1 protein-coding gene (only partly in view) is annotated in these 24119 nt (G+C 63.2%); it reads left to right on the top strand.

Annotated features, from left to right (window positions below):
• Positions 1 to 24119: the 3' portion of a LuxR C-terminal-related transcriptional regulator gene (locus tag ACIBJI_RS39090; protein ID WP_397088085.1), read on the top strand. The gene continues 32947 nt to the left of window position 1, outside the view; 24119 of the gene's 57066 nt are visible here — the last part of the coding sequence; its start codon lies beyond the left edge, outside the window; it ends in the stop codon at positions 24117 to 24119.

Raw genomic sequence — 24119 nt, 5'->3', positions numbered from 1 at the left:
GTCCCGAAAGTGCTACGAGCACAACGACACTCGCAGCAGGGGTACAGCCGACGGACGGCAGGGAAGACGCGGCCGCAGACGTCCCTCAGCCCTGGGATGGCGCTGTGGATCCCATATGCGCGGTAGGAGCATTCCAGGATGCCTGGAATCTCGGATTCGACGTACAGCAACCAGTCGATGTGAACAAACCGGTACCACCAGCAGCAGTGGCCTGGCTGGCCGGAGCACACCACCAGCGGCTCGACGGTGGCCTCGCTGAAGCAGCGCAGCTGCTGACCGGATTGGGCGCCGGTGCGGGAATGCTGGTGAACGCCCGGCCCGTCGGTGCCGCGATCGGACACCTATTCCTGCTCCACAACGACGGCAAACAGATCTGGATCCACGACCAGCACGCAACACAGCCGAAAACAGTGCTCGACCCGCAAAATCCACCATTCCCGGCGCAGACCACACATGTCCTGCAACTGACCCGCCGGGAAGGCGACAGCACGCTGGAGTCACGACAGCAACGACTGGGCGAAGACAACCCACACGCCGACCCCGACATGACACGAGGTCGGGCCCTGCGACCAGTCGACGCCGGCGCACTACCTCCAGACGACCACACACGAGAACCGCAAACTACCCAGAATCCCACCGCGCCATCAGTCCCGCGCGACAGTGAAGCCTCGAATGTGATAACTATCGCCCAGGAGGACTGGGAGCTGGGCCAGCTGGACATCAAGAGCCTCCTGCCAGGGCATTGGCCGAAGGCGCCCCGCACGGCCTTGGCCGTTCGGCTGATCTCCGCTTTGTTGGACGATGCGTTTCGTCACAGCAGTAGTGCGCGAGTGACCATGTGGGTCAAATACGCATCGTTGCACTGCACCGTCACGGCCGAGGGCCGTACGTTGCCGACGCCGGATCTGCCAGGGCCGCAAGATTCCTGGGTCGCGGAGTTGAACCGCTCAGCTGTGTCATGGAGCTTCGCGTTGCGCCGGACGCCGCCGAGTCGCGATGTCAGCTTCGTCCTTTGGCAGACCGATCACCTCGTCAGGTCTACGCCTTGGGTTGTCCCTCCCACCGACGCCTCCAGTGCGGACGTGCCGCTGGATCTGACCACCGGCGTGCGGATCAGCCGAGATCAGCGGCAATTGCTCGCCGAGGTCCGCCATGCCATTGCCCAGCTCACTGGCGTCGGGCGAAGCCAGACCTTGTTCCCGGAGTTGGCATTCACGGCATTGGTCGACAACGTGTTCCGGCACACCGATTCGGACGCCTGGGTGACCGCGACAATGTCCGATCGGGGCATCGTGCGGGTCGAGGTCACTGACGATAGCCATCATCTGCCGGCGCTGGACCCGACGCGGACTTCGAGCCGGGGCATCGTCATGGTGGACGACACCGCCAATCAATGGGGTTTCGACCTCTATCGACGCGGCAATTGGGGTGTCGACCTCCATCGACGCGGCAAGACGGTGTGGTTCGAATACAACATCAACCAGGCCGTGGCGGATCCTGTATCCGACCTTTCGGCCGAAGCCACGGCAGTCGCACTGGACGATTCCCGTGACTGGCTGGACGCGGCGGTGTTGTACAGCGGTTCGGCTGTCGAGGTCGCTGGATGGGCGCGGCGGACCTGGCAGGTGGAGCTCGTCGGCTTCAACAATCCTGAAGCATCCCGGAATGTGGCTGGCGGCTTGAACCACATGCTTTCCAGGCATCGACAGATTGTCGTGCGGAATGGAGCCGTCATCACGGTCGGCAAAGTCGCCGGCGACAAAGGCATCGACATCGCGGCGGATCGCGATGATCACGGCCGGATTTTCCTGGAGTCGATAACTGTCGACCCTCGGCTGCTCGGTACACCGGATGAGCCCGCTGGCCGACAACTCTTTGCCTGGGTTGTCGGCGCGATCGGTAGCGTCCTCGTCGACGCTGGTGTCGGCGTGGTGCGGCGTCATGGATTCCAGTACGCCACTGGTGTCGCCGTCGTGCGGGAGCGGGGCTTCCAGTACCTCTTCGACCACTACGTCAGGTCTCGGCCTGAGCGGGCAGTTGATGACGAAACCGCGTTCGAGGAGTGGGTGCGCGACCAACTCGGCGAGTCTGTCATCAAGCCCCGAAGCCTGATGCGCCTCGCACGCCGTGGCTTGTCGAAACGTTTCGATGTACGACGGGCTGCTCGTGCGGCTGTAGCCGACGTGGAGGTCAACGGATGGGACAACGCTTCGGACGCGGCGCGGACGCTGTATCGGCTGCTGTTCGCGCAGTTGCGCCTAGACCCGGAGTCGCTGGATCTCCTCGATGTTGCCATCCCAGAGGCCAGCCGATACGCACGGATGCAGTGGGGCAACGAATATGACAATGTGCCGGATATTGCAGCGGCGTTTGAGGCCGAGCACGGCATCCCAGTGATGGGGGCCTCTATCTCGGGTATCGACGCGGGCAATTTCCGAGCCTTCCTCAAGGGCCTCCAAGCCATGTGGGATGTTTTCCCTGAGGTCGAAATCCACGCGGTGGGTGCTCGACGGATGGATATTTCGATGAAGGCCATGCCGGATGAGAACGCCGTCGACGGCGTGAATGAGATATTCATCAACCAGGCGTATCTTCGCGATGAGTACCCGACAGATTATGTCAATGGATTCAGATATGGTGTTCACCAGGCGTTCGACGAGGCCGGGTACCGCTTCGCATTGGCCATGGTAGCCCAGGCCGGTAGCGCGGTTTTGGATGATGTGTTTCCCGCGTTGCTCACACAATGGCTCCACGGGAGAGCCAATGGGCTCTATGGTTATGACAAGAATTTCCCGGATTGGCTGGGAGGGCAGTTCACCAACTACAGCCGCCGGGCTGGCTATCGCGAAAATCATTGGGCCCCCCATCGACAACTGCACTTGGACGAGAGAGCCGCTCTTGCAGAGTCGGTCGGCGCGGTCGTACTCAATTCCGGAAATCCGATCGATGGCAAGGCACCGAAGCCGAGCGATGGGCAGGCAGTACTCTTTGCGCTGCTGATGAAGCATTTGAAGCCCAAATGGAATCGCGCGCCCGCGGACACGGCGGAAATTGCACACCACACCCGGCAAATCGAACCGAACGACGTCGTCACCGACGGCAATACGCGCCAGGAAATCGCCGACGCGGCTACGAGCACAACGGCGCTCGCAGCAGGAGTGCAACCGACGGACGGCAGGGAAGACGCGGCCGCAGACGTCCCTCAGCCCTGGGATGGCGCTGTGGATCCCATATGCGCGGTAGGAGCATTCCAGGATGCCTGGAATCTCGGATTCGACGTACAGCAACCAGTCGATGTGAACAAACCGGTACCACCAGCAGCAGTGGCCTGGCTGGCCGGAGCACACCACCAGCGGCTCGACGGTGGCCTCGCTGAAGCAGCGCAGCTGCTGACCGGATTGGGCGCCGGTGCGGGAATGCTGGTGAACGCCCGGCCCGTCGGTGCCGCGATCGGACACCTATTCCTGCTCCACAACGACGGCAAACAGATCTGGATCCACGACCACGACCAGCAGGCAACACAGCCGAAAACGGTGCTCGACCCGCAAAATCCACCATTCCCGGTGCAGACCACACATGTCCTGCAACTGACCCGCCGGGAAGGCGACAGCACGCTGGAGTCACGACAGCAACGACTGGGCGAAGACAACCCACACGCCGACCCGGACATGACACGAGGTCGGGCCCTGCGACCAGTCGACGCCGGCGCACTACCTCCAGACGACGCGGCGAACGACCCCTTCGCAGTCGAACCGGCTTCCGAGTCCGACCACGAGCTGGCAACGCGAGCACTGGGAAAAGCGGCCCCGGACGCGACGGCTGCGTGGATGAGTCGACCCGAAGACAGCAGGCAGCGCAGTGTGGTGCTCGAAATCCAGCGTTGGTGGCACGAACGTTTGAGCGATGACGAGCGGGCGGCGTTGATCAAGGTATATCCGCGTGAAGTGAGCGCGCGGGATTACTTTCCGACGAACGTACAGAATGAGGCGGCTGAGCGGTCCCTGAAACTGCTTGTGCAGAACCTGCGTTCGGTGCCGACCGAGGAACTCGACGATGCGCAGGCTCGGCAGTTGGCGTACGCCATTCGCCTGTGGGACGACCTGACGGCGGCCAGAGCACGCGACCTGGACGTCCCGTTTACCGTGCAGCTGCTGCAATTCGACCCGACGACACTGGTGAGTCGAGTCGGGCTGAGATTGATCGTGCCCGACGCCGAGGACGGTGGATTCTGGCATATTCGGATCGGTCCGGACGACACGTCGTGGCCAGACCAGCTTTTCGAACCAGGTCCGGGCGAGGACGACATGGCGGTGCACCCCGGACGGCGTATCGGAGTCCTCCCCTTCGAGATGACCGTGGGCCCACCCGGAGTGCCAGGCGCGCAGCTGACCGCAGCCGAGGTCGCGCATGCGGCGGCGGTCGTGGCCGATGGGGTGGCCGAGTGGTTGGGTCGAAAGGTCTGGCGCAGCGACGAACAGATCGAAATCGTGCACGCCGGCGTCGCGGAATTGGCCGCACGGGCGCGGGCCGACAGCACCGGCGAGGTACGTGTCGTTGCCCGAATCTCCGGGCGCCAGCACCGACACGGCGAGCGCGAACTCATTGTCGAAGTGATCGACAACCACTCTGGATCGCCTGCGGTGCAGGAGTTCACTGTCGCCCAGAAGGCGGATAATGCCGGCGTCGTGCAACTCGAAGACCACAAGTCGACGTGGCTGGTCTTCCGGGAATCGATGATTCACGCCCTGCTGCCGCCGAATGTGGTCGCGGATGAGCTGCTCGGCGAGCGGCGCGTCGAGAGATTGGGTGGCGAAGACGCGGGTTTCAAGTGCGGCCGAATGGCGCTGCACCGCCTCGGGTTCTCCACGATCGCCGCGCCCGGCTTCAGTGCGAGTTTCCGTCCCGCGTACCCCCTTCCGATGCCCTGGCCCGACGAGGTGGTGGGCGCCATCACCATGCTCCCCCCGTTCTGCCCACCCAACTTCGCCGCTGCGGTGGTCGCCCATGCTCGGGATTTTCGGGCGATCGGCATCGGCGTCGGCGAGCATGAACCGTTTCCTGCACACGCAGGTGGGCGACCGGGCCTCTTCCTCAATGACGAGGAATGGAATTGGCTGCAGAACGTCGGTGGGCAGGCCCTCATGCGCGACGGGGTGCATTTGGAACGACTGTTCCGGGTGATCAAGGACGCGGTCAGCGAAACCTTGGAGGCATTGCTTCCGGAAGCCATACCCGACCGCGATATCCACGTCACCATCGATCTGGCGACCGGCACTTTCCACGCCCAACTACCGGTCGCTGACCTCACGTTCTTCGGTACACCGGTGGCGCTTATCGAAGGAAAATGGCGCGTACGCGACGGCATCGCACTCGCCGTGGCCACAGTGCCGCAAGATGGCGACACCGACCGAACTGCGCATCTCGCAGCCGCAATCACGGAGCGCGCGGCCGACCGTACTGCGACAACCACAAAGTCCACGGCCGATGCAATACCGGCCGAACCACCAACCAAGGCAGCGCAATCCGATGTTTCCGCCGACGCGGGCCCCATCTCCAACAACTCTCACGAAGCCACCGCGGTACCCGAGCACGTCCGCAAATGCCTCGTCCAAACCGTGCGCGCCGCCTGGGCCATCGGCTACGACGAAGCAACCATCCCCGATGATGAGGCCGAAACCTGGAAAGAACTCACCGACAGCCTCCACAGCAAATACACCCGAATCCCCACAACCGACAGCACAACCCCCACCGACACCACAACCGCCATCATCCGCGCCATCAGCCGCGCCATCGACACCCTCGAAAACCCCAACAACGACACCGAGGCCCTCGCCTTCGTCATCGACGACGGCCACACCGCCCACAGCTTCCTCATCACTTCCTTCGGCAAGGGCAAAACCCTCGTCTTCGACACCAACATCCCCACACCAGGCAAAACCGCACCCGACGAACAACAGCCCCAACGCATGCCCCGTGTCCGCGACCGCGACCAATGGGAACAAACCTTCCCCGAAACCTTCCCCGAAATCAAAGACGCCTTCCTCCTTGAATTCACCAAGGACAGCCGGGGTCGTCTCCAACTCGCCGCCCGCCCCGATACCGACGGCCCCACCCGAGAGCAACGCGGGCACCCGATCAAAGGCCGCCCTGGCAACCCGGACAGCCCGAACGGAACAGCGGTTACTCTCCCGGGTGATTCCTCCTCGCAACTTCGACTCGGTCCCGCCCTGACCGAGCTTCGAGAGCGGGTGACTGCGGACTTCCGCATGATTGCCGACGAGGCGGGCGCATCGGACGTGTGGCGTATGCGCGACCGCAATCCGATGCGGCGTGGATGGCGTCGGCAGTTGATCGCGCGCATGATCGGCAACGGTCAGCTGGACATGGCGCGGTTGCGGGAGCTCGCCGGCGACCGTCCGGCGGGGATGCGGCTCGAACAGAGCCGCCACGCCTTGGCCCAGCTGTTTGCCGCGCAGATTCGGGCACTGCCGGACGAACTGCGAGCGGAAATCGGACTGTTGCCGCCGGACGCGCCCGCTGAATGGGTGCGGGCCGTCGTCGACGCGATCGCGGTGAGCGGCCGAGTGCGCACGGTGCTCGGGCGATATGGCCGCAGCGTGTTGCTGCGGTCGGGCCGACGGTTGTCAAGGCTGAACGCGCTGCGCGCCTACGTCGACGAGTTCAACTCCGCAGTCCGGCTGCGCAACGACCTTCTCGAACTGGAGCGGTGGTACGCGGACGCCTACCGTCGGCGCGACGAGCCGAACCGGCGGGCATGGTACGAAACTGTGCGCGCCTGGGTCACAGAACTCGAGCAGTCCGCCGCTACGCTGCGCCACCTCGACTCCGCGGACACCCAGCAGCTGCAAAAGCGACTGACCGAGCTACTGACGCAGAATGTCGTCGTCGCCGAGGCAACAATCGTCGACGGAACCGGTGCCGCATCGTTCGTCGGCGATGTGGTGGTGCGGGGCGGACGCATTGTGGCCACCGGCCCCGCCCTGCCCAGACGGGCCGGCGCACCCGTCATCGATGCGAAAGGGCTCGTCCTCGTGCCCGGCTTCGTCGACACCCACACCCACGACGATGTAGCCGTAACGAAGTGGGGCACGCTGGACTTCAAGGTCAGCCAAGGCGTCACGACCGTGGTCACCGGCAACTGCGGTTTCAGCATGTTCCCGACCGTGGATCCGCAAGATGCGGCACAATTCGCCGAACAAGCCGCCGCGGTGCTCGGCGTGATCGACCAGCCATGGGACTGGCCAACAATGCGGTTCTGGCTGAACATGCTCGGTCGAAAGGCATTGGGGCAGAACGTCCGTCCGCTGTTGGGACACAACGCGGTGCGGGTTGCCGCGATGGGACACGACGCGCGCGAAGCCGCCGAAGACGAAATCCGCACGATGGAAGAGCATGTCGAGGAGGCGATGCGGGCCGGTGCGGTCGGCCTTTCACTGGGACTGATCTACGGCGGAGCCACGGCGACCCCGCAGGAACTGACCCGTCTCGGGGCTGTCGTCCAACGCCATGACGGTCTTCTCGTGGCGCACATGCGAAACGAAGGCGACGGCCTGCTCAATTCCGTCGCCGAGATGTTGCGGATAGCCCGTGACGCCGGAGTCGCAATCCACCTCAGCCATCTCAAGGCCACCGGCCCCGCGAACTGGGGAACGATGACCGAGGCGCTGCGCATGATCGACGAAGCCGTCGCCGACGGCTTGGACGTAACCGTCGATGTCTACCCCTACCCGAGTACCGGTCTCATCCCGATCTACCTGCTGCCGCCCTCAGCCCTGCAGGGCGGCATGGACGAGACGATGGCCAGGTTGCGCGATCCCGAGCGGCGCGCGCGGATCCGCGACAAACTCGTCGATGGGGACCCCGACTACCCGGATTGGGAGAATATCCTTCAAGGAGACACCCCTGCGGCGCTTGTCCTGACATTCGTTCCGGACGAGGAATTGAAGCGCACGGAAGTCCGCAGACATGCCGAGGAACTCGAGCGACTGCGGGGAGCCGCGAATCAGGAAGAACTCGAGCGCCTGGAAAATCTCAGGCACGCCGAAGAACTCAGAGCGCTGGACGAGCTCAAGCGGCTGGAGGGTCTCAATCTGGAGCAGGCGGCGGAGGCCCTCGGCATGGAGGTCACCGAAGTGGTCTGCCATATGCTCGAAAAGACAAGGGGCGACCTGACTTTCGTCTCGCTTTGCCTGAGCCCGGAGGATATGGCGCGGGTACTGCGCAAGCCCTACAGCATGATCGGATCGGACGGCTTGCCGACCGATGCGGAGAAACCGCATCCCCGGCTGTACGGGACCTTTCCGAAGTACTTCGAGGAGGCTGCGCGGCTGGGAATTCCATTCGAGGAAGCTGTCCGCAAGATCACCTCGCTGCCCACACAGCGATTCGGGCTCGGAGATCGCGGTGTCATTCAGCACGGGAAAATCGCGGACCTCGTCCTCTTCGATCCCGAGGCGTTCCAGGCCGAGGTCGCCACCCTTACCGATCCGCGGCAACCCGCTGCGGGGGTCAGCGCGGTCATCGTCGGCGGCCAGGTGGTCCTGGCGGATGGCGAGCTCCAGAAAGCACGTCCGGGCGAGCTCTTGGCACCTGCGACACCGAACGCCGAGGATCCGGAACCCGCACCGGTTCATAGCGATTCCGTTGCGCCCGCCGTCTCGGGCGATACGGAAGTATGGACGCAGTTCACAAACGATTCCGAGCACTGTGTGGTCGGTGCGGCGGAGCTGGTCGCGGACCTCATCGGCGACGAGAGCATCCGGGAGCGTGCGGCCAAGCGGATCGGCAAGGGAGCCTCACGGGTTCGGACGATGCAGCGAATCTTCAGCGCCGCGTTGCACCGAGGCGGCTGGGACTCGGTGAGTCGGCACGGCATATCGAAGACTGAGCAGGAGCGGACCGTCGAGGGGTGGATGGCCCAACGTCCGGGGTCAACGGTTGCGCTGGTCTTGCAACGTCCGGGTCCGGTCGGGCGCAATGAGGTGGCGAATCACCTGATTGTGTTGCACAACCGAAGCGAGCGGGTGGGCGAGCCCGATGTGTGGGTGTCCTTCCACACCGACGACTCGGCACGGCTTCGGGAATGGGAGCCTTTAGCGGATTGCCTGCGGCGCCTCGGTGACGAATACGGCCTGGATCTGGATAGCCTCGGTCCGTTCGCAGGTATGGCATTCGTCGACGGCGAGCCGGATCAGCACCTGGGCAAAAGCGTGGCGGCCCGGCTTCGAACATGGCGGGAGGGCCGCAGAGTCCGCGGCCGGATCGGCTCCGCCGCAGGGCTGGAATCGCCGGATTCGTCCGCGCAGCCCGAATCCGATTCCGCCGACTCGGATCCCACTCCGACCGCCGACGCGGGCGAAGCGATCGGGCAGGTACTGCCCGCCGATGTGAGCTCGGCCGAGATCGTCGGGCACGAGCGGTCCACCACCTTGTCGGCCCCCGGACCCTCTGTTGCCGGATCAGCGACCAACCGGCCAGGGTCACGCGAAAAACCTGTCACGCCATCCGGATCGCGGACCGTGCAGAATCCCGATCCCGCCGACGCGGCGGCGCGACTCGAATGGTTCCGCCGTATGGCGGTAGACGGTGACGAGGCGGTGGCTCGAATCCGCAACGGTGTCGGCTGGATACATATGTGGCACGATCCGGCGGATGGCCACGCGGACGAGATCGTCGGTGCCCTCCGGGCGTTCACCGCGTCCGCCTCGGTCAACCCGGTGCTGCGCGCGATGGGCCGAGGGCTGACACCGCAGCAGCGGATCGAGCTTTCACAGCGCGAGGTCACCGCCGAGGAGGTGTTCGCCGCTGGGCGCGGCATCGGCTGGCCGGACACACCCCAATTCCGAACTCTGGCGGAAACCCTTGCGGCCCAAATCAACTGCATGGATTGGGCGTTCCGGCATGCGGCAGCCTCAGTGGGCCCGGTCAAGCTGTATCGGAGACTGGACAGCCTCGAGCGAGTGTTCGGCCGACGCCACGGGCTCGTCAACTTCGGCTTGACGGACACCGGATTGATGTCTGCTTCCGTACTGCCGGGTCGCCATGTCGACTTGCCCGTCCAAATCATCATCTACGTGGACACCGGCGCCCAGCTTATCGATGTCGAGTCGATATCGGTCATCGACGAGGGGTTGGCAAGGATAGACCAAGAAGCGGAACGAGAGATCTTGATCCCGCGGAGTTCGACACTGGTCCCGCTCTCCGAGCCCGCCGAGGAGAACGGCATCATCACGTTCGAGGCCGAGCTCATCACTTCGCCGCACGAATCGAGCGAGGTCGACACCGTCCGAAGGTTGGCCGTCGCGATTACGGCCCCACAAACCGGGACAAATCTTGCTGCCGCCCGGGCCACTGCTTTCGTGGAATCCCCGGCGCACGAGTCGCCCCGGGACAATGTCGACGGCAGCCGAGCCGGGCACGCGGCCGAAGCCGAGCAGACCGACCCCACCCGCGATCACGCCAACGACAAGCTCCGTGCGGCATTCGCCAGCCGCGACACGACCGCGACGCCAGGGCAGGCGCAGGTCGCCGACGAGACCCAATCGCAATCCGTCGGCACCGACATGCCGGTGACCGACCCCCGCCCCGACGAAGGACTCCCTCCCACCCCACCAAGCCCACTCGAGATACGAGGGCAGGATCCCAACCGCCGTATCCGATCGCGCATGGTCGATTTCGCGGCGCGGATGTTTCGGCTGACTGGAGAAAGCGGCTCCGCACCGTCACCCAAATGGGTTGCGGGGCAGTATCGAACCACAGATGAAATTAGTCACGCATTCGCGGAGCAATATCCCCTCACCAGAGCGACCTGTGATTCGGGAACCGACCTGGAAGCGTTCCAGGTGTTCACCCAAACGTTCCACGACCTATACGAAAAGCATTCTGCGGTGGATGTCATCGGAATCGGCGTCACCAGCCTGAGTGACGGAAATACCTGCCGTGTTGTTCCGCAGCTCGCCTTTTCGAATGTACGCACGGGAGAGCTGCTTCTGGATGCTGATTTCGTAGCCGGGTTGGGGCCGAGTCAAGTTCGCGATGCCATGACCCAATTGTTCGCCGGGGCAGTGGTGTTCGCGGGGCGGTGGCGGGCGGAGGCGCACGCCATGCACGCCTTGCGGGACCGCTTCCAACCGGACGGCGGGGAGCTGGACGAGGAAGCGTTCCACGCGTGGTTGAGACTGCAATTCCCCCATTTCTGCTTCACAGACGAGGGAAACCTGATTGTCCGCGAGGCTCTGGTGCGGTCGTTCAGGGATGTTGAGCTCGAAAGCTCGAACGTCACCGCGGGCGAGCAGACTTTGTACAAGCTGCTGGTCGACCGAGCATACGAACTGCGCGGGCGTGCTCCCCGCACGTCGACGAGCGACGAAAAGTCGACATCGGCTCGGATCGAGAAGATGGCCCAGGATCTGGAACGCGACTTCGACGTCAAGGTTGTCGGGTCCGACTTCGCCGATGTCGACGCCGATATCTTCGAGCAGTTCATCAGCCGAGTCCGCGTTCTGCTCACCGATCACCCCGATCTGCTTATTGCCGATCCGAAGGAAGATCGGCCGGTCATCGGAATTGGGCCGTATGCGAACGAACTCGCGATGGCTTGGACGAGTTGGACGACGACGAACGGCGACACCCGCGCCACGGGGTTCATGTTGAGCGAACGGTTCGCTATAAACGCGCCGTTGTTCCACGAGGTTCTGGCCGAGCAGGTAGAAATCGGATTCTTGGTCGGCGACAGCGCTCGGCCCGGTGACTCGGTCATGGGCCACGAAGGCGGCCACGCGGTTCATTTCCTCAGCGGACTCGACGACGACCCCGACGACTTCGACAACATCATGGCTGAGCTGGTGCAGCTTTTCGTCCGAACCACTCGCCCCACTGATCTGGGTGAATTCGACGAGTGGCTGGACCGAGAGCTCAGCGGCTACAGCCGCGGCAAGGACGGCAAACTCAACCTGCGCGAGTTCTACGCCGAGGTATACAACGCGGTGACGTTGCACGGGAAACTGGCAACCGACGCCCAGAAGCTGGCGTACTCACGGATCATGGACCGGCGGCGCCAGCTTGCCACACCAGGTCTGCCCCGAACCAAAAATCATACGGACACAACGAAATTCGAGGTAAGCGGGGAGCAGCCGACCCGCCACGGCGAGCCTGCGGACATCCGAGCCGAATCGGCAGCGGAAGCCGATCCCCCACCGGGCGGCACAACCGAACTGGAGCCGACCGCCGGCAACGACCAATCGAACACCGTCGAGCCGGGCGAAGTGCGAGCACCGGCTGGACGGACGATCATCGAAGGTCTCGGCCTGCCCGCCGGAGTAGCCACGGCCGAGATCATCGGCGAGGATCCGACGGCGGCGCTGCTACCGGAAGAGCAGGTACTGCTGGATGCGCTCAAGACGGGTCCGGACGGGATGCGCGGACGCGAAATCGTGTACGGACGCACGGTCGCGCACCGTGCGCAGGCACGCCTTGGTGTGCCGGTCGCGCCGGTGCTCCGTGAGGGTGGGGAGCCGATGCCGCTATGGCAGGCCGGTGTCGTCGGAAGCATCAGCCACAAACAGGGTCTCACCCTTACCGACAGAACCGGCTACTTCGTCGCCGCGGTGTCTCGGCACCATCGGTCGATAGGAATCGACGCCGAATACAACGAGGCAATCCCTGGTGGTCGGCAAGATGGCTTGGCGCTGCGCGCCGAACGCGAGTGGCTCGACCAGATCGGTACCGACGGCGGCGTGCACTGGGACCGAGTCTTGCACTCCGCCAAGGAAGCTGTCATCAAGGCGTGGTACCCGCTGACCCATCGCAAACTCCGTCTCCACGAAATTCTGGTCACCTTCGATATCGAACGAGGTGAATTCACCGCGCAACTGCTGATTGCGGATCGCTCCACCCTGGACGACGGCCCACCGCTGACCGAATTCCACGGTCGATTTGTGGTCGAAGGCGGCATCATCCTCACCGGAGTCGCTGTGCCGCACCAGGACTCGGAAGAATCCGATGCGGTGGCGGTCGAGACCGCCACGCAGCAGTCGACCGGATCCAATTCCGCGGCGCGATCAGACATCGACAAAGCCGCAAACCCGCGGTCCGAGCCCGATGACTCTGAATCAGCAAGCACCGAAACCGCGCGGGAACGGATCGGATTGCCCGGCATAAACGAAACAGTGTTCGACGAGGTGCTGGCTATCGTCGGCGACAAGAAGGTCGCGAACGACATCACCGTGCAGGCCCTCGCTCGGGCCGGTGCGGAAGATCCGGTATCGACGCTGGCGGCCGCAAAGGAGCTGGCGGTGGAGCAACTACGGTTCGCACTGTTCCGGCAGCAAATGATGCTTCGCATAGCAGCCTTCAGCTCGGTTCAGACAGAGTTCACGATCCGTGCGCTGTTCGAGGCAAGCAGATCGGAGATGGAGCGTTGCCTGGACGCTCTCGACTCCGACGAACGCGATCTCCTCGTAAGAACTTTCTGGGACGGAAATCCCGACCCGAAAATTAACAGCGTGGAGGTCCGTACCATTCGCCGGTTGGCAATGCTGCTCGCCGCCGAAAGGTCGAACACCAGCGATGCCGACACCGACGCCGACCGATCTCATTCGCCGGACGATCCCCGTGCGGAAGCCATGCCCGGCCACCTCGCTATCGAGGAATGCCGGTATCTCGGTGGAACCACCGGGGTGGAGATACCCGACGATATGGTCAGCGACCTGCTGAACTCCGCATTGGCCGACCTCGCTGCGGCCCATTCCGGAAATTACAACTGGAATATCCGCGTCGGTAAATTCATTATCCGAATACCCAACCCGGATTCCGACGACCTGGACACAAAGGTGGAGCCCGAATGGCAGATACTGGAAAGGCTGGCCCGACATGGGATACCGGATGTGCCACGAGTTTTCAAGGTAATCAACGGCGTCCTCCTGCCCGATGGCCGCCGTGTCGACGGGGTCCAAATCCAGGGGTTCGTCGACGGCGCCGAGCGCGTTGCCGATATGGGCGATATACCGGTCGATGAAATTGTCGCAGACCTAGAGGAATTCTTCCGCCGAATGCGCGCGATCCCGGTGAAATCGGGAGCTCCGACCACCGATGATCCGCAGGGTCGGCTACGTGACCCCGGCGAGTTCATCCGCGAACTGGTCGCCGAAAGGACCAAGAAATACGAGCAGGCGATGGCAGAATTCGGCGACAACTTCGCCAAGGCCGAAATTCCAGCGGACCCATTCGCACCAGTTGTCGAAATGTCATGGACCTTTGACCCGACCCGGTATCAAGTCCTCCACGTCGACCCGCACTTCGGTAATGTTCTGTTCCGGATCGCCGACCGCCGGATTATTCTGCTGGACTGGGAGCTGTCCCGGGAGGGAGACCGAGCCTATGATTGGGCTCGCCTCTACCTACTCGAAGGGGTCGGGCCATCCGGCGGGTATGCCTATCATGCATTGGAGCAGATCAGCAGAGTTATCAACGATATGATCCGGCTGACTCGCGTGGCCAGATTCGGACTTCTCACCCCTGACCAAATCCAATTCGTACAGACGAAATTGGTGCAGGCTTTTAGCGTCGCCAGATCGGAGTGGGGCTTTCACACCGCACTGCATAGCCACAGGATCTTCGATGCGCTCCGGGTCGGCAATCCGCACCCAGCGCGAGCGACGGGTGGCGGCAGGCCAGAGCCGACAGCACAAGGCAACGGCGAATCACTGGAACCTGTCGGGGTCCTCTCGGGTGCGCATCATTCGACGCCAGGATCCGGGGCGCGCCTACACACGGCCGCGGTATCGATCCCCCCGTCGAGCGTTACAGCGAATGTGGCTCCCCCGCACCCTTCGCCCGTCCAGATCCCGACCTCCGAACTGATCGGGCTGAGCTGGGGCGGGCTCTTCGACGAACTGAACAGCGCTTCCGATGACGACGTTCGTTCCTTCATGGTCGATATGCACGCCAGGGTCACCTCCCACGTGGCGGCCTTCCGCCGCGGCGAGACGCCGCCGATCGAGGAGTTTATCGGCGCGACAAGAGCACTGAACGTGGCGATAAACGAGGTGCGTGAGCGGATGCGCGACGCGGCACCTGCGGGACCGGTGACCGACTATTCGACGCTATTCGCCCTAGCGCGAGACATCGAGGTCCGCACCCCGGTTTTGCGCGAGATATCCGCCGCCACCATCGCGGTGTTCGACAGCATGGGAATCTTGGCCGACTCCGCCGATGAACTCGCGGACGCCGACTGGCAGGCGCGATCCCTCGGCCGCACAGCGTACTACGCGGAGCGGGCCGTTCGGCTCACGCCGTGGGCGAAAGAGACATCGGTGCCTCCGAATGCCGGGCCTTCCACAGAGGAGCGCGGTCCCGCCGAAGCCGCTGCCAAATACCTGAAACTCACTCCAAGGCCGGACGTCTTGGAGGGGTGGTCCGAATATATCGATGATTTGCTGCTCGAGCGGCTGGAACATGAATTCGACACAACCTTGCTCGATGCCTTGCGGTCCATGCCCCACCGGGATGCAACATTCTCGAATATCCAGGAAGCCCCGGATCATGCGTTCGCTTCGGCAGCCGCCGACTATCTGTCGGATTTGCTGACCGCCGCGCGGTACTACCTGACTCGCGCATACGACCCCGGCAATGGACTGGACCTCCTGCGACGAATCACAGACGTGTTGCGCGCAGTCGACGCTCGACTCTCGCCCGGCCAAGTCGTGCGAGACGTTCGTCGCGAGATACACCAGCTGCATCTCGAGCTCACAGATCTCCATGAGGACACCGTGCACTACCGCCGCGACGCAATGCGCGAGCTCGCGGCCGGAAAAATCGGACATTCCACCCTCCTCGTCGGGGCGCTGGACGAGACGCTCGCATTGCTCCGCCGTATGGCTGATCCCGCGACCGAAACCGCCCAGGGCACCCCCTCGCCCGGTGCCGCAGCTCGGCAGCAGAAGCCGACCTCAACGAAGCCGCGGGGAGCTGGCGGCACTACCCCGCCCGGACCAGTAGTCCCCTTCCATGAGTTCGATCAACACGCCGCACTCGACCTGCCTGTCCGGCGCGGACCACGTCGACCGCGTATGGGTGGGACGGGATTCGCCGGAATCCCTGACGGCGGAGTCGCTTTCCATCACGACCCACATAACGGCCAGGAATGGGGCCACGGCCCGGCCGAACCACCGGCAGCGCAACCGCAGGCTCGGCCCGTGCCCGGCGATACCGTGCACCCGAACCAGCCCGACAGACCGTCCGAACCCGAGTCCAGCGACTCGGACCCGATTCCACCCAACGACCGCGCATCCCCAGAGCAACCCCGACAACTTGTCGAACAGCATGTCGCACCTACCGAGCCGACGGACCCAAGCAAAGACACGGCACCCAACCCGGACGAACCGGCGACCTCGAGCGATCCACATCCGCAAGAACCTGCCGATGAGGACGAGCAGCCGTCCGACCCCGGCACCCGTCTCATGCAGCTGGTGCTCGAAGAAGTGCGAGAACTGGTAGGTGCCGAGCTCGTCGCTCAGGACATTACGGCCGAGGCATTTTCGCAGGCGGGTGCGCAGGGCACCGACGCGCTGCTCACCATTGCCCGGAATCTGGCTGTGGATCACGTGCGATTCGCCCGATTCCGGCAGGCACTGCTGGTCGCGCTCATCATCGATGCGAAGGTCGATATATCCGATCCCATGGTTCGCGCCCTGGCTGCGGCGAGCAGAAAAGATCTAGAGCTGTGCCTTGATGAATTACTTGATGAACGCCGCTTTCTCGAGGCGAGATTCTGGGAAGGGCTGACGCGTCGACAAGCGGCCGATCAGCTTGGACTGGACAAGGCTCCGTGGGCGGTGGAGCGCCGCGCACTCCGGAGCGTCGCAACGAAACTGGCGGCGACCGCTGCGCGGGCGGAGCAGGACAGCCCGGTATTCGAGCTTACACCGGCGCCAGCGTCCGCCCCCCCGATCCCTGGTCCCGCGATCCAAGACCTTCGGTTCCTCGGCGGGAAAGACGGCATCGACATGCCGCATGAGATGGCCGAGGCGATCATCGCGGAAGCATTGCGTAACCTTCCCGCGGCATTGGACGGAAACTACAACCTGAATATCCGGGTCGGCGAGTTTCTGGTGCGTATACGGAAGCCGGGCGCCGACAATATGGACACCAGACTCACCTCCGAACCGCGGGTGATCGAATGGCTCGCCAAGCGCGAGGTCAAGGTAAAGATTCCTCGGTTGTACTACATCATGAACGGTATCGTACTGCCGGACGGAACCATCGTCGACGGTGTACAGATCCAGGGGTTCGTGGACAATGCCGGTCTGATCGATGATTTGCCGGAAAAGCCGATCGCTATTGTGATCGCCAGTCTCGCGAAACTACATGAGCAGACAGGTACCAACGCGGAACTCAGTCTCGACAGCTTTGTTCGTAGGCTGGTCGATGAGAAAATGCTCGTCTTCCGCCGAGAAAGTGATTTCTACGGCGATGTCTTCGATGCTATAGGGATACCAAGAAATCCATACGAACCTGTTCTGCGCATGGTGCGGCCGGGCGCGAAAATCAACCCGGCTCTCATACACACCGACGCACATTTCAGGAATGTTCTCTACGCTGTCGACAGCACGGTGACACTCCTGGACTTGGAACTCGCCAGGCCGGGCGACCGCGCCTTCGACTGGGCCCGTCTCCGGCTCCTGGAGGGGTCCGGGCCGAACGCGGAACAACTCCGACGGCTCCTTCCGCAGACCGACCGCGACGAAATGTACGATTTGCTCTCGCAGATCGAGAGAACCATCACCGACACTGTTCGGCACGCACGCGCGGCGGCATTCGGTCTGCTCACTCCCGAGATGATCCGTTTCGCCGCAACCGACTTGGCGAGGGCCTTCAGGGCGGCCAGACAGAGCCAGGGAATCCGGACCCACTGGCCCATACGGCAGTATTTCGAAGCAATCGGAGTCTGGAGTCCACATCCCGCGGAGATAACCAGCCCCGAGGCGCTGGCCCTCGACTACGAGCCCCTCTATGTCGTCCTCGGTCCGCCCGCATCGGCCGAATCCGAGGAGCCCGATTTAATCGACGCTCCGTTCGAGGAACTCTGGCAGTGGGCCCACCAGGTGCACTTCGACCAGATTCGAATGGTCATGGCTCGACAACGCACCAAGGTCGCCCAAGCGCTCGCAGACCTTCATCGTGGCATATTGCCATTGCCCGAAGATGCAATCGGCGCGGCACGGGCGCTCAATGCGATCGCCCTTGTCCTGTCGGAGAGGATCACCGATGGAATAGCATTCCTCGGCGATGCACAATATGTAGAACTGCTCGACGACGCAGCCCTGGCCGAAATCGCGAACTATCTCGCGAGCTGGACGCCGATCGTCCGCGAAATGGAAGCCAGCACGCGCGCGGTTTTCGACTGCGTCGGAAGTCTCCGGCTGGACAATGCCCCACTGCCTAATCTCCATGAACTTTCGGTATGGGCTGGGCAGCTTGCGCACAAGCTGGAACGGTTGACCGAATCTGTACATACCGAAGAAATATCCCCTCCGTCCGGGATGGCAAATCGAAAGGCAGCGAATCTCGAGCGAATGGCATCCGCGCTGCGCGCGGCCATGGCGAGTTGGAAGGGAGAACTCGTTTTCTACACCGATGTCGCCGACACCTACCTGCACAAGGTGGCGACAGGACTCGATCCCGCGGTGGCCGATGCATTCGGTCGCCTGCCCGACCTGGCCACCGCATTCGCTCGCGCACACGACGAATCGGAGCGAGACTTCGCCGCCGCATCTGCGGCCTATCTGGCATGCCTGGTCACCATAACGAGGTATTACCTGCTGAGGAGCACCGACTACACATCCGGTCTCGAGCATGTCGGTCGTCTTTCCGAGACACTGCGCGCTATCGCGGCGCGCCTGCCAGGACACCAAGTCCCGCAGACAGCCGCGGCCGCCGCGCACGAACTGCACGAACTGCACGAACAATTAGAGACGCTGCAACGCACCCGCCCGAGGCATCAGTGGACACGATCGCTCGGCACGAATGCATTCGATCGACTCATTGTCGACACCTCGATCGCCGATGCATTGGATCAGACTCTCGCCCTCCTCCGTGGGATGAGCAATCCGCCAGTGCGGGCTCTGCCGACCGACCCACCCGAGCCCGTTACCGGCGACTCCGGAACACTGCCCGATCACAACACCGCCATCCCCGAGCCCTTCCACCACCCCGGGGACAACCTATTCGCTCCCGAACGCCACCGCCTGGTCGGCCTGAACCGGCCGCGGAAACTCGCGAACCAGTTCCTGGCTTTCCACCACAATGACGATGTTCCCGGCGACGCCGTGCACTGGGACGAACCACACCGGCAAGTCCCGCAACAGCCGAACCAAAACGCCTCGGGCGCAAGGGAACCGGACCGAGACGGCCGACCAGCAGCGGCACCACCACCGTCCGTCGAACCCACCACGAGCTCGGTGGAGCACGTTCCGTCAGCACCTCCCAGCGCACCGCCGCATGCTCATGAAGAGTTCGTCGTCCGTGACGCTAGCGATATACCCGAGAACCAGGACCAACGAATAAGTGCCGCCTATCCGGCACGCGACCAACTATTGCGGTTGCTCGGTGAACGGTTCACGTGGCTCACCGACGAGCAGATCGCGGCGGCGAACGTACTGTTCACCCAGTTGGTGGTGAAAGCGAGACAGCAACCGAATAGCCGGATCGAGGCCGTCGTGACGGCGACGGACGCGCAGGACATTCGCAAAACGCGCATCGAGGTGGTCACTATCACCGCGCCGGGCAGCGCCGAGACGCCGTCCGAACACCAGCCCACTGTGGCGCTCAGAGCCCTCTCGGATGACCATGGCACCGATTACTCTGACGGCGGTATTCGGCACTCCGCCTGGTTCGAACTCCATCACCAGTTGGAAACCAGTCCTGAAGAACCGCCGCCGCCAGGTGCCCGGATCGCGAGAAATCCGCACCCCGACAGCCCCGAGGAGGATGTGGTATCCGGCGTGCTCGTCGTCGATTCGCGGGCGTCCCAGCCGGAAACCCGTGAGCGTCCGCTCAGCATCAACGGGGTTGTCGTCAGCGCGGAGTACCGATCCGGTGTGCTGATTCTGCATGCCTCCGAAACGATGCGATGGCGGGACATCGAAGACGGGCCCCGGGGTTCGAGACTGATCACCATCGATACCGGAACCGGTGATCCTCCGGTCGACTGCCGGATCGAGTACGCACTCGACCCGTACGGGAACGCCCATGCATGGATCAGGTTTTACGGTTCGGATAGCACCGATCTCAGCTTCAAGTATGCCGCCCCTCCCCAGGCCGACGACATTTCGAAGATGATCGATGCTGCCCTGCACACCCGCTTCCCCACCAAAATGATCGCGGTACACGACTGGCAGCCTCCGTTTGGTTCAGGTTCATGTCGGTACATCAGGCCGAGAGCACACATGCTGCAGCCGACCGAGAGCACCCCCGCCCCGGTCGAGTCGGCGCACAGCGCCGCTATACGACCTGACGCTCCTACCGGCATCATCCGCCCGAGCGATCTCACTCGGGAACAGTTCGACACTGCGAGGAGGCGCGCGGCATTCGCAGCGAAATGGTTGGCGACGCATCAACTGTTCGAACGGCATCGTCTTCATAGATTCTCCTGGCCAAAAGGAACGTCCGGCGCGGCGATGATGGATCTGACCTGGATGTACGAAGTTCCCGACATTGTGCGGACCGACCCCGCTGTCGAGCCGCTGCTGCAGGCATTCTGGACCCTCTTTCCGGTGGATGATGGGCCACTTTCCGCGGGCCGGGTACGGGTGGCGAACAGCGCCCGTTATCCGGCGATCTTCGAGATGTGGCCCGACGAATACGTCATGCATCTGCAGTACGGGTCCCCGCTCGGAGCATCCGCGGAAACCGTGCGCCGTGTCGCAGCGGAGAATGTCAGCCTCGCACGCCTGGAAGTTCTGGCCGCGGCCGCGGAAGGCCCGCTACTCGCGCAGACGCTTCGTCGGTTGGCCATCGAACTGGCGCAATTCCCGGCCGACCCCGGCCCGATCTTCGAAGGTTTGCACGATGAAGAGCGAACCGCATGGGTATGGCCGACGCAACAGCGTTTCAGCTTCGAACAGCGCAGATCTGGGGGCCTCGAGCCGATCCACTTCCCGGTGCCCGAAGAGCTCATAACCACAACCGCTGCGGCGCCTGCCGCGCGGCCGATGGGATCGGTGCCCGGCGCACCGGCACCCGACACATCGACAACCGGCCGATCGGAACGCTTCACGCCCAACGATCTGGCAAGAATAATCGGCCGACGACGCCCACCCAGCACGCCGAGCACTCCTGCCGAATCCCTGCACCACATGGTATTTCAACAGGTGAAGGCGGTCGTAGGCTCCGCCGAAGCGGCCGAGGACATCACCGCGGAGGCGATCGCGGAGCACGGGAACAACGACCATGAAGTAGTTATCGCCCACGCCCGCAATCGCGCGGTCGAACACGTTCGGTTCGAACTCTTCCGGCAGTCCATGCTGCGCGCATTGGTCGAATTCGTGAAGGTCGACCCCGCCGATCCCTTGGCTCGCGCGCTAGCTCCCGGACGGACCAGGCACGATGTCGAACGCGGTCTCGAGGCCCTTCCCGATGTCGAGCGCGATTACCTCATGGCCCGGTTCTGGAATGGTTCGACACGTACCGAGACAGCCAACCGGATGCGGCTCGACGAGCCACCACGGCAGTTGGAACGCCGCGCACTCCGCCGACTGGCGGCGGCGGTCGCAGTCGATACCGATGACGACGCGCATGCGAGCGGTCCGGTACCAGAAGCCGAGCGTCCGATACCCGGCCTGAGTACCAACGATCGATACAAGCCGATCGGCGGAACAATAGGCGAAGCCATGCCAGAGGAAATTGCCAAGGCACTTCTCGAGAGAGGACTTCATAGGCTGGCATCGGCTATGAAGGGGAGTAAGAACGCTAATGTTCCCGTCGGCTTCATCGAAGGAAAGCCACAGTTCATGGTGCGCTTTCCCACGGCCGCTGCGGACGATCTGGATAAGACGAAGCTCGTCGAATGGCGCGTCTATCGGAAGTTCGCCGAGGCAAATGAGCCCTCAGTGCCACGAGTATACCGGGTGTTCCACGACGTCGAAATGCCCGACGGGCGCCGGATCGATGAAGTCGTCCTCATGGAATACCTGGACTCCGAACAGCTCGCGGATTCAATTGAACATGGGGGACTGACAGACGAACTGATCAACGAGTTGATCGAGCTTTTCGATACCCTCCACCGGCAGACATTCCTGGGGATCGGGGACCGCCGGAAATTCATCGAGGAACTCGTCGCCGAGGAAATGTCCAATATCCGGGCAGCGCTCCCCGAAATCGCCGATTGCTTCACGGCGCTGGGGATCCCGGAAAAGCCCTTCGAACCGGTACTGCGCTGGATCCATTCGGGCGTCATGTCGTCGGAAATTCACGCGCCGTTCGCCGTCGTGCATCTCGACGCGCACTTTCGGAACCTGCTCCGCATCCTGAGTGGTGCACGAGCCGGGAGAGTGGTCGCGGTGGACTGGGAGTTGGCCAGGCCGGGGGACCGTGTCATCGACTTCGTCCGCATGTATCACCTGACCGGGGCCGGACCGGCCACGCAGCGCTTGCGGCAGAAGACATCGGCTTCGCCGAACGTGTGGGATGTATATTTCCTGTTCTTCGAAATCCAGCGAATCGTTCACGATCTCATCCGCCTGCGGCGGGCAGCGAAATACGGTCAACTCACCGCGGAGCAGATCCACTTCGTCGGCAAAGAATTGCGAAGTGCCTTTGCGACCGCCAGACCGACATGGGCCCATGCCTCAGATATGCCCAGCACACAGATCTTCGACGCCCTTGGTGCTTCGATTCCGCCCGCGCAGTGGAGCCCGCCCGGCGACCTGTCCACGGTATCGCCTCAAGGCCGCGACGCCGACGCGGCAGAAACCCCTCGCGCGCTGCCATCGCGAGGCGAGATCGCAATGCCGGACCTCACCACAGCCACATTCGACGAACTCGAGGAGTGGGCCTTTGCGCTGCCCTTCCATGAGGCTCGGCTGCTGATGACCGAGACACGGGAAGAGGTCACTGCACACCTGGCGGCATTCCATCGTGGCGACCCGCCACCGATCGCGGAGTTGACCGGCGCGGCGCGGAGACTGAACGCACTTACCATTGCGCTGGCACGCGAACTCGAAAAGCAATTCGTCGACCCGGGCCAACTCGGGCTCGACCCGGGAATGTTCAACAACGAAACTCTGTCCGAGATGTTGTTCATGCTCGCCGGCTGGAAGCCCGTCGCCTATGAAATGTGGCTCAGCGCGGGCCTGGTACTCGACAGCGTCGGCACCGTAAACAGGCCGCGATCCAGGCCGCACCCACTACACCACCTCCCGGTGCCGTTCTGGGAAATTCATCGCAATCTGGAACAGATTGTCGAAGCCGCGCACGAGGCCAGGGAAGTCGTTTCCGCCCGCAGTGTCAGCCGGGACGACCCCCGCCGTGAGCGTTTGATCGCAAACTTCGAGAAGACGGTGCAGCGACTCGCGGAATTGTCCGGTCCGCGGGTTCGGAGCCGTTACGAGTCGGCCGATATCAGCTTGGAGGTGCACTCGCAGGGAAGCTTTGCGCCCGAACTTGTAGATGTCTTTGGTACGCTGCGCGAGCGAGCCAAGATATATAGTAACGTAATTATATACCGTAAACAGGATAATAAAGCGTTCGCCGCCGCAGCCGACCCCTACCTGTGGAGCCTCATCATTGCGGGAATGTACGTCACGAATCAAACAAGCCGCTACGCCTCCGGACTCCACTATTTCGGTCAGGCTGCCGACGTACTCGACGAGATCGCGCGTCGCTTTCCGGTGCACTGGGCCCCGCAAACGGCCGCGCGCGAGATCCGCCTTTTGCACAACGAACTCAGCGCACTCCATCGCGACCTGCCCGCCGGCCTGCGCGGAGAGCAAATGAGCGAGGCCGTTGCTGAGCGTCTCATCTACCGCGCGGACGCCGACGAAGCGCTTCAGGAGACCCTGCGCCTGCTCCGCCGTGAGGCGGAACCAACGCCGGCGGGATGA

Origin of the sequence: Nocardia sp. NPDC050408, assembly GCF_044458905.1 — a bacterium.
Taxonomy (GTDB): Bacteria; Actinomycetota; Actinomycetes; order Mycobacteriales; family Mycobacteriaceae; genus Nocardia.
This window is presented reverse-complemented; position numbering and strand designations above follow the sequence as displayed.